Below are 3,746 nucleotides of genomic sequence, written 5' to 3' on the forward strand. Positions count from 1 at the left end.
ATAAAACTCGCCGGCGATCGGTATCACGATAGTTTGTCCGACAACAAGCCGATTCGGGTTGGGAATTTCATTCGTCGCGACAATTTCATTAACTGTTGTTCGATAGCGATTCGCGATTTGATAAAGGGAATCGCCTCTTTTCACGACATAAATCTGAATGGGAAACGCCTCCTTTCTCATTGCTACCACTATATGAAGAAAGGAAGTGTTTCATGCTCAAGTTTCGGCGGTGATCTCTTTAACCGTCGTAATATTGGCGAACAGAACATTTTCCATCATCGTCAACGCATATTTGTTGTCTTTTTCATTATTTGAGGCAATGCAATCGTGCGGAATCGTGATATCGTACTCCCTCATATAAGCGTCGTTTGCCGTAAATAACACGCAAATATTGCCTGCGATTCCCGTAATAATCAAATGGTCGACATGAAGTTCATTCAGCAATGTTTCAAGGGCGGTGCCGTAAAAAGCTGAGTGCTTTGGTTTGATTAAGAAATAATCGTTGTTATTCGGTGCGAGCCGGTCGATGATATATTCGCTTCTGTCGTTTTTGCATTTCTTGATAATGGCAGCAATATCCGCTTGCCAAATTCCAAAGTGGTCATTAATGTATATGATAGGCCATTTCTTTTTGGCTGCGTGTTCTTTTAATGCCAGAAGATGCTCGGTCATGTTTCTGGTCTTTTTGGAAAGGACGTCACCCATATCGAATTGAAAATCATTAATGATGTCGACTATAATGAGAGCTGAATTGGACAATGCGATTGTCTCCTTTCAGATTGCATATTCCTTTAACTATAAGTTAGCCTATTCTGTCGGGCGAAAAACATTGAAAGAGTGCATGCGGATGACACAAGACGAGTTTTATATGAAAGAAGCGATCAATGAAGCGAGAAAAGCTGAAGAAAAAGGCGAAGTGCCGATTGGCGCCGTACTGGTTCTGGATGGCGAAATTATTGCCCGCGCCCATAATTTGCGGGAAACCGAGCAAAGATCGGTTGCCCACGCAGAGATGCTCGTTATTGAAGAGGCATGTCGGAAGCTGGGAACCTGGCGGCTGGAGAGATCTGTTCTTTACGTTACCCTTGAGCCATGTCCGATGTGCGCCGGAGCGGCCGTTCTCTCCAGAATCGACAAAGTGGTGTTCGGAGCGTCTGATCCGAAAGGCGGCTGTGCGGGGACTTTGATGAATCTCCTGCAGGAAGAGAGATTCAATCATCAGGCTGAAGTCGTAAGCGGCGTAATGGAAGAAGAATGCGGCAGGATGCTAAGCGATTTTTTCAGAAAGCTCCGCGCAAAAAAGAAAGCGGAAAAGAAAAGGGAGCTGTGATGACGGAAATTTGCAATTTAGGGTGAAACAAGTTATACTAATGAGTGCGTCACATGAAGACGCAGCTTAAATAATTTGATATTTATTTTGCCGTGCTAAGCGGGGAGGTAGCGGTGCCCTGTACTCGCAATCCGCTCGAGCGAGGCCGAATCCCTTTCTCGAGGTTCGTTTACTTTAAGGTCTGCCTTAAGCAAGTGGTGTTGACGCTTGGGTCCTGCGCAATGGGAATCCATGAACCATGTCAGGTCCGGAAGGAAGCAGCATTAAGTGGAACCTTCCATGTGCCGCAGGGTTGCCTGGGCTGAGCTAACTGCTTAAGTAACGCTTAGGGTAGCGAATCGACAGAAGGTGCACGGTAAATCAATCATCAAATTAAGAACTCATCTATTTTAATATAGATGAGTTTTTTTCTTAAGAAGAGCTTTTGGATTTGAAAGCTGCTTCATGTATAATGGAAATGATGAAAACAAGAGGAGGGCGTGTTTGTGAGTTACCAGGCTTTATATAGAGTGTTCAGGCCGCAGTTGTTTGAAGATGTAGTCGGTCAGGAGCACATCACGAAAACGTTGCAAAATGCCCTTTTACAAAAGAAATTTTCGCACGCTTATCTGTTTTCCGGACCGAGGGGAACGGGAAAAACAAGCGCCGCAAAACTGTTTGCCAAAGCTGTCAACTGTGAGCACGCTCCGGTCAGTGAACCGTGCAATGAATGCTCCGCGTGCAAAGGCATTACAAACGGTTCGATTTCAGATGTAATTGAAATTGACGCCGCTTCTAACAACGGTGTAGATGAAATACGCGACATCCGCGACAAGGTGAAATTTGCCCCGTCTGCCGTCACGTATAAAGTATATATCATAGATGAAGTACATATGCTTTCTATCGGCGCATTCAACGCTCTTCTAAAAACGCTTGAAGAGCCGCCGGAACATTGTATCTTTATTCTCGCAACAACAGAGCCTCATAAAATTCCTTTAACGATTATTTCTAGATGTCAGCGATTTGATTTTAAGAGGATTACCTCACAGGCAATTGTCGGACGAATGGAAAAAATCGTCGAAGCTGAACAGTTCAAGGTGCAGGATGGCGCCTTAGACATCATCGCCAGTGCCGCCGACGGCGGCATGAGGGATGCGCTGAGCCTGCTCGATCAGGCTGTATCATTCAGCGGAGATGAGCTGACGGTGGATGATGCGCTGCTGATAACAGGGGCTGTGTCACAGCACTATATTGGAAAGCTCGCCTCAACCCTCCACGAAAAAAATGTTTCCGGTGCTTTGGAAACATTGAACGAACTGCTTCAGCAGGGAAAAGACCCGGCAAAATTAATCGAGGATATGATTTTCTACTTCAGGGATATGCTTCTTTATCAAACGGCGCCTGATTTAGAAGGCGTTCTTGAAAAGGTGAAGGTGGACGAAGAGTTCCAAGCTCTGTCCCGGCAAATTCCTGCACCAGACCTTTACGAAATGATCGATATATTAAATAAAAGCCATCAGGAAATGAAATGGACGAACCATCCGCGTATCTTCTTTGAAGTTGCAGTTGTGAAGCTCTGCCAGGGACCAAAAGCAGGGGCATCCGCGGCCGCCCAGCCGGAAGTGGATAATCTCGTCAACAAGGTTCGGCAGCTTGAGCAGGAGATTGAGAAGCTTAAAACACAAGGTGTACAGGTTTCTTCGGCTCCCGCCCAGCCTAAAGAAACGTCCCGTCCGCAAAAAAGCGTGAAAAGCGCATATAAAGCGCCTGTCGGCCGTATTCATGAAATATTAAAAGATGCTACAAGACCGGACCTCGAAAAATTGAAGAGCTGCTGGGGACAATTGCTTGCCCAGCTTAAACAGCAGAATAAAGTATCGCATGCTGCCCTTTTAAATGACAGCGAGCCGGTGGCTGCATCTTCAAAAGCATTTGTCCTCGCATTCAAATACGAAATTCACTGTAAAATGGTAGCTGAAGACAATAATGGAGTCAGGACAAACCTGGAGCAAATTTTGGATGGAATGCTCGGCGGAAGGATAGATATAGTTGGCGTTCCCGAAGCCCAATGGGGTAAAATAAGAGAAGAATTTCTGCAGGATCATCAGCCGGAAGATTCTGAAGCAAATGAACCGAAAGAAGAAGATCCGCTCGTATCAGAAGCTAAAAAACTGTTCGGAGCGGAACTGATTGAAATTAAAGAATAAAAACATGAAAGAGAGTGGATTTGAGTATGCGCGGTGGAATGGGTAACATGCAGAAAATGATGAAGCAAATGCAAAAAATGCAAAAGGATATGCAAAAGGCACAGGAGGAACTGGCAGAAAAAGTACTTGAAGGTACTGCGGGCGGCGGAATGGTGACTGTTAAGGTAAACGGCCAAAAAGAAGTCATCGACGTCATCATCAAAGAGGAAGTCGTAGACCCTGAAGATGTT

5 protein-coding genes and 1 other RNA gene are annotated in these 3,746 nt (G+C 45.3%); 4 read left to right on the plus strand and 2 right to left on the minus strand.

What is annotated here, in order from left to right:
* Nucleotides 1-180: LysM peptidoglycan-binding domain-containing protein (locus C1T29_RS00150; RefSeq protein WP_208945579.1), on the minus strand; the 180-nt coding region annotated here is incomplete at its 3' end.
* Between the two features lie 36 nt (nt 181-216).
* Nucleotides 217-765, minus strand: a complete 549-nt coding sequence (locus tag C1T29_RS00155) for a cysteine hydrolase family protein (RefSeq protein ID WP_026579014.1) — start codon at nt 763-765, stop codon at nt 217-219.
* Between the two features lie 82 nt (nt 766-847).
* Between C1T29_RS00155 and tadA the strand changes: the two genes are divergently transcribed.
* The 4 genes from tadA to C1T29_RS00175 form a co-directional block, all read left to right on the plus strand.
* Nucleotides 848-1,330 carry a tRNA adenosine(34) deaminase TadA gene (tadA, locus tag C1T29_RS00160; protein ID WP_025810903.1) on the plus strand — a complete coding sequence of 161 codons (483 nt, stop codon included), beginning with the start codon at nt 848-850 and terminating at the stop codon, nt 1,328-1,330.
* A 90-nt stretch (nt 1,331-1,420) separates the two neighbouring features.
* Nucleotides 1,421-1,686: signal recognition particle sRNA large type (gene ffs, locus C1T29_RS00165), an RNA gene on the plus strand.
* 129 nt (nt 1,687-1,815) lie between these two features.
* Complete coding sequence (gene dnaX / locus C1T29_RS00170) at nt 1,816-3,516, plus strand: DNA polymerase III subunit gamma/tau (protein ID WP_035337522.1); 1,701 nt, start codon at nt 1,816-1,818, stop codon at nt 3,514-3,516.
* A 26-nt stretch (nt 3,517-3,542) separates the two neighbouring features.
* On the plus strand, nt 3,543-3,746 hold a 204-nt coding region (locus tag C1T29_RS00175), incomplete at its 3' end, for a YbaB/EbfC family nucleoid-associated protein (protein WP_208945710.1).

This window comes from Bacillus sp. MBGLi79, from assembly GCF_002953915.1.

Coding starts and splice junctions, on each gene's coding strand:
- tadA (WP_025810903.1), top strand. CDS start 848: ATGACACAAGACGAGTTTTATATGAAAGAAGCGATCAATGAAGCGAGA.